The organism is Caenispirillum bisanense, assembly GCF_039523075.1.
Classification (GTDB): domain Bacteria; phylum Pseudomonadota; class Alphaproteobacteria; order Rhodospirillales; family Rhodospirillaceae; genus Caenispirillum; species Caenispirillum bisanense.
Genome location: NZ_BAAAEP010000105.1, coordinates 1 through 4,510 on the forward strand (window position 1 = coordinate 1; position 4,510 = coordinate 4,510).

The 4,510-nt window shown below is 72.3% G+C and carries 6 protein-coding genes and 1 pseudogene; 6 read left to right on the forward strand and 1 reads right to left on the reverse strand.

Translation table 11 applies throughout. The features are described from left to right. Positions 1–158 precede the first annotated feature (158 nt). Positions 159–797, reverse strand: a complete 639-nt coding sequence (locus tag ABD056_RS22430; protein ID WP_343870483.1) for an HD domain-containing protein — start codon at positions 795–797, stop codon at positions 159–161. Positions 798–969: 172 nt separating this feature from the next. Here ABD056_RS22430 and ABD056_RS22435 point away from each other — a divergent pair, with 172 nt between their 5' ends. From ABD056_RS22435 to ABD056_RS22460, 6 genes and pseudogenes are all read left to right on the forward strand, one after another. Next, on the forward strand, positions 970–1,404 hold the full coding sequence (locus ABD056_RS22435) for a hypothetical protein (protein ID WP_343870485.1): 435 nt from the start codon (positions 970–972) through the stop codon (positions 1,402–1,404). An 80-nt stretch (positions 1,405–1,484) separates the two neighbouring features. Continuing rightward, positions 1,485–2,291, forward strand: a complete 807-nt coding sequence (locus tag ABD056_RS22440) for a DUF4344 domain-containing metallopeptidase (protein WP_343870487.1) — start codon at positions 1,485–1,487, stop codon at positions 2,289–2,291. A gap of 141 nt (positions 2,292–2,432) precedes the next feature. Further along, the gene (locus ABD056_RS22445) at positions 2,433–3,242 is read left to right on the forward strand and encodes a MotA/TolQ/ExbB proton channel family protein (protein WP_343870489.1); all 810 of its coding nucleotides are present in this window, start codon (positions 2,433–2,435) and stop codon (positions 3,240–3,242) included. 12 nt (positions 3,243–3,254) lie between these two features. Then, positions 3,255–3,659, forward strand: a complete 405-nt coding sequence (locus ABD056_RS22450; protein ID WP_343870491.1) for an ExbD/TolR family protein — start codon at positions 3,255–3,257, stop codon at positions 3,657–3,659. A gap of 3 nt (positions 3,660–3,662) precedes the next feature. After that, a complete protein-coding gene (locus ABD056_RS22455) occupies positions 3,663–4,067 on the forward strand; it encodes an ExbD/TolR family protein (protein WP_343870493.1) in 405 nt (134 codons plus the stop codon). Next, a pseudogene (locus ABD056_RS22460) lies at positions 4,064–4,510 on the forward strand (hypothetical protein); the annotation flags it as partial. The gene ABD056_RS22455 and the pseudogene ABD056_RS22460, both read left to right, overlap by 4 nt.

Below are 4,510 nucleotides of genomic sequence, written 5' to 3' on the forward strand. Positions count from 1 at the left end.
CCCCGCCGACCCCGCCGCCGGCCGCTCCCAAGCCGGCGCCGAAGCCGGCCGCCGCGCCGGCCCCTGCGGCAGCGCCGGCCGGCGGTGCCAGCTTCTCCCAGGACGAGATCGACAAGCTGTTCGGCTGAGGCGCCGCTCTGGCCTCCTCCCCGGCGCCGTCAGCCGCGCGTCGGGGCGGCCAGCGCCATTTCCTGTTCCAGGCGGTGGAAGCCGGCCAGGAACAGGCGCTCCGCCTCGCGGCTGGGCAGCGGCACCAGGGTGACGTTGGCCAGCGGCCGCGCCTTGATGCCCAGCACCGGCTTCAGTTCCTCCGCCGTGAAGCCCGCCAGCTGCACCGCCTCGGTGGCGGCGGCGATCTGGTCGGCCTTCTTGATGATCTTCTTGTGCTCGGGGTCGAGCAGCGCCGGCACCCCGAAGCGGATGTGGATGGCCGCCGTCAGCCGCGCCTCCACCTCGCGGAACACGTCGCCCACCACTGCCTTCAGCGGCGTGATGAGGTCGTGGGTGACGTATTCGCTGGCGTCGTGCAGCTGCCCGGCCATCAGCAGCCATGGCGGCGGCTTCGGGCGGAAGCTGCGCATGATCTGCACCACCAGGTCGGAATGCTGGGCGATGGACCAGGCGTGGTCGCCGACCGTCTGCCCGTTCCAGCGGGTGTTGCGGGCGAGGCCGAGGGCGATGTCCTCGATCTCCACGTCCATGGGCGAGGGTTCCAGCAGGTTGAGCCGGCGGCCGGACAGCATGCGCTGCCAGGTGCGCGGCGCGTGGCGGCGCAGCAATTGGACGGTATCGGTCACGGAGTCGGCTCGTCTCCCAGCGGCAACAGCGTTGCACTGCGGCAACAGTCGATGAAAAGTCTCTGGTTCCGGGCCAGTTTACCTCCCCCCGCGGCTTGATGAAACGGACCGCCGGGGTATGGTGGTGCCCGCGGAGAAGATCAAGCACCGACGCCGCTCTGGGAGGTTGTACATGCCCGCCGTCCTGCGCCATTTGCGCGCTGTTCTCGTGCTGGTGCCGCTGATGGTGGCGGCAGCCCCCGGCGTTGCCGCGGCGCAATCCATCCCGAGCCCCGATGGCTGGACCGACGACACCTTCACCGAGCTGAGGGCCGGCCGCTACGACCAGTTCCAGCGTCGCCTGCAGGACGCGCTGGAGGCCGATCCGCGCCAGCTGTCGGAAATGGTGGGCCGTCTGCAGCGCTGGGCCGGGCCGGACACGGTGCAGTACATCGACATGCTGCGCAGCGAGAATTACGGCACCAGCCTGCTGCGGCGCACCTATCAGGCCCACTACGGCGGCCGCCGCTTCATGTTCTTCCTGGTGCAGTTCGCCCGCGGGACCGAGGGCTGGCTGCTGATGGACTTCAAGGCCTCCACCAGCCCGAGCGATTTCCTCGGCCCCTGAGGCCGGCGCGAAACCCTCTTTGCATCCCTCCCATATCGGCGTAATCCTTTTGCGTCCGGTCCTTGGGGAAGGGTGAGGCAATGGGGGTTCTGGTGCGTGTGGCGGCCCTGCTGGGCCTGGCGGTGATCCTGGCGGTGCCGGGCGCGGCTGCGCAGGCGCGCGGATTCTCGGCGGAAGAGCGTCAGGAAATCGACGACTTCGTGGCCGGCAACGTGCTGTTCACGCTCTACCACGAGATCGGCCACGCCCTGGTGTCGGAGTTCGAGCTGCCGGTGCTCGGCCGCGAGGAGGATGCCGTCGATTCCCTGGCGGCCCTGATGATGATCTCCGACGAACCGGACGAGCAGGCCGACGCCTGGATCATCGCCGCCGCCGACTGGTTCTGGATGGCCTACGACCAGTACGGCGGCGAGCTGACCGATGACCATTTCGCCGGCGAGCACAGCCTGGACCCGCAGCGGTACTACGCGCTCATCTGCCTGATCTACGGCAGCGACCCCGAGGGTTTTGCCGAACTGGCGGAAACCGCCGGCCTGCCGGAAGACCGCGCCGCCAACTGCCCCTACGAGCTGGAGCAGGTGGCCCGCAGCTGGGTGAAGCTGCTGGAGCCCCACGAGGGCAAGGCCAAGGCGCCCATCCGCGTCAGCTACGGCCGCACGCGGGAGTATGCCGATGCGGCGGCGGTGCTGAAGGAAAGCAAGGTGCTGGAATACATCGCCGAGGAAATGCGCCAGTCCTTCGCCTTCCCCAACCCCATCCTGATCAGCGCCGCCGAGTGCGGGGTGGAAAACGCCTTCTGGGATCCGCAGGAGCGCACCGTCACCCTGTGCTACGAACTGGTGGAAGGCGCCCGCCAGCTCATCATCAACGACATCCTGGCGCGATAGCACCAGTCGCCGGAAACCCCCGCCGGAAGGCCGTGCATCGGGCGCGGCCCTGCCGCGCTGCGGGATAAAACCCTTGACATGAGAATGACTCTCATTGTCATGTGTTCCTGCCAGTCTTTCCAACGGCAGGTGACCGACACCATGACCGACACCGTTCCCGCCGCCGCTGCCGACCCGGCCGCGGCCGTTCCGCCGTTCGCGGCGGAGGGCCCCGAGGCCGCCGCCACATCCTCCGTCGCCGGCGCCATGCCTGCCGATGCCGGGCCGTTTGCCGATGCCCTCGGGCTGCTGTCGGCGGGCGGGCCGATCATGTACGTGCTGGCGGCGCTGTCGGTGATCGCCGCGGCGGTGATCATCGTCAAGCTGCTGCAACTGGCGGCCCTGCGCCCCTGGGCCACCGGCGCCGTCCGGCGGGCGCTGCACCTGTGGCGGACCGGCCGTGGCCGCGACGCGCTGCCGGCGCTGGACAAGACCCGCTCCCCCGTCGCCCAGGTGCTGCGCGTGGCGCTGGAAACCCGCCTCGACCCCAACGTCAGCGAGACCGCCGCCCGCGAGGAAGCGGAACGGGTGGCCGGCCTGCACCTCGACCGCCTGGCCGGCGGCCTGCGCCTGCTGGCGGCCATTGCGGCGCTGAGCCCGCTGCTCGGCCTGCTCGGCACCGTCATCGGCATGATCGACGCCTTCCAGGCGCTGGAGAACGCCGGCAGCCGAGTTGATCCGTCCATCCTGTCGGGCGGCATCTGGGTGGCGCTGCTGACCACCGCCGCCGGGCTGGTGGTGGCCATTCCCGCCGCCGCCGCCCACCAGTGGCTGGAGGGCATCGTGGAGCGCACCGGCCGCGCCATGGAGGATGCCGCCACCCAGGTCTTCACCCAGCAGCCGGCCACCGCCCTGCGCCGCGCCGCCGACACCCTGCCGGGCCGGGCGCCGGCCGCCGGCGCGGCGGAATAAGGGCCGCTCCGCATGCGTATCGTCCGCCGCGTCCGCCCGCGCGCGCTCATCAGCCTGACGCCGCTCATCGACGTGGTGTTCATCCTGCTGGTGTTCTTCATGCTGGCGTCGAGCTTCGCCGACTGGCGCGCCATCGAGCTGATGACCGCCGGCCAGGCGGTGCGGGCACCGTCGCCCGATCCGGCGGTGCTGGTGCGGGTGCAGGCCGACGGCAGCCTCGACCTCGGCGGCGAGCGGCTGACGGCGGAGGCCCTGCCGGCCCGGCTGGCGGCCCTGGCCGCCGCCGATGCCGAGCGTCGCCTGGCGGTGCAGCCGGAGGCGGGAGTGCCGTTGCAGCGGGTGGTCGACGTGCTGGACGCCGCCACCGCCGCCGGGCTGCGGCGGGTGTCGCTGGTCGGCGGCGGGGCAGGGGGCTGAACCATGCGCCTGAAGCCGCGCAAGACGGCGCCGGACAGTGAAAACGTCCTGCCGCTCATCAACATCGTCTTCCTGCTGCTGATCTTCTTCATGGTGGCCGGCGCCCTGGAACGCTCCGACCTGTTCGCGGTGGAGCCGCCCGCCACCCGCGCCGCCGCCGAATCCGATGCCGCCGTCGGGGTGCTGCTGCTGGCTGCCGACGGCCGCCTCGCCCTGGACGGCACGGCGGTGACGCGGGAGGATCTGCCGGCGGCGCTGGAGGCCTTCCGCACCGCCCACCCCGACGAGATCCTGCGCCTGAAGGCCGATGCCGGCGGCGATGCCGTCGCCGTGGTCGGGCTGCTCGACGAGCTGCGCGCCGCCGGGGTGCAGCAGGTGGTGCTGCTGGCGACGGAGGCCGGCCGGTGACCGCGCCCGCCGCCGCTCTCCGCTCCGCCACGCCGCCGCCGGGCCTCGGGCCGGTGCGCATCGGCGCTGCCATCGGCCTGTCGCTGCTGCTGCATGTGGGGCTGGTGTGGTGGCTGGCGGCGCCGCCGCCGACCGCCGTTCCGGCCGCCGGCGGGGGTGGCGGCGGGGTGCTCATCGACCTCGGCGCCCCGGCCGACTTCGCCCCGCCGGCCGCCCAGGAGGAGCCGGCGCCGGAGGAAGAGACCGTGCCGCCTGAGCCCGAGGTGGCACCGCCACCCGAGCCGGAGCCGGTGGCCGAGCCGGAACCGCTGCCCGAGCCCGAGGACGTGCTGGCGGTGGAAACCCCGGACCCGCCGCCCCCCGAACCGGAGCCCGAGCCGGCGCCCGAACCGGAGCCGGAACCGCCGCCGCCGCCGCCGGCCGCGCCGCAGCCGGTGCGCAAG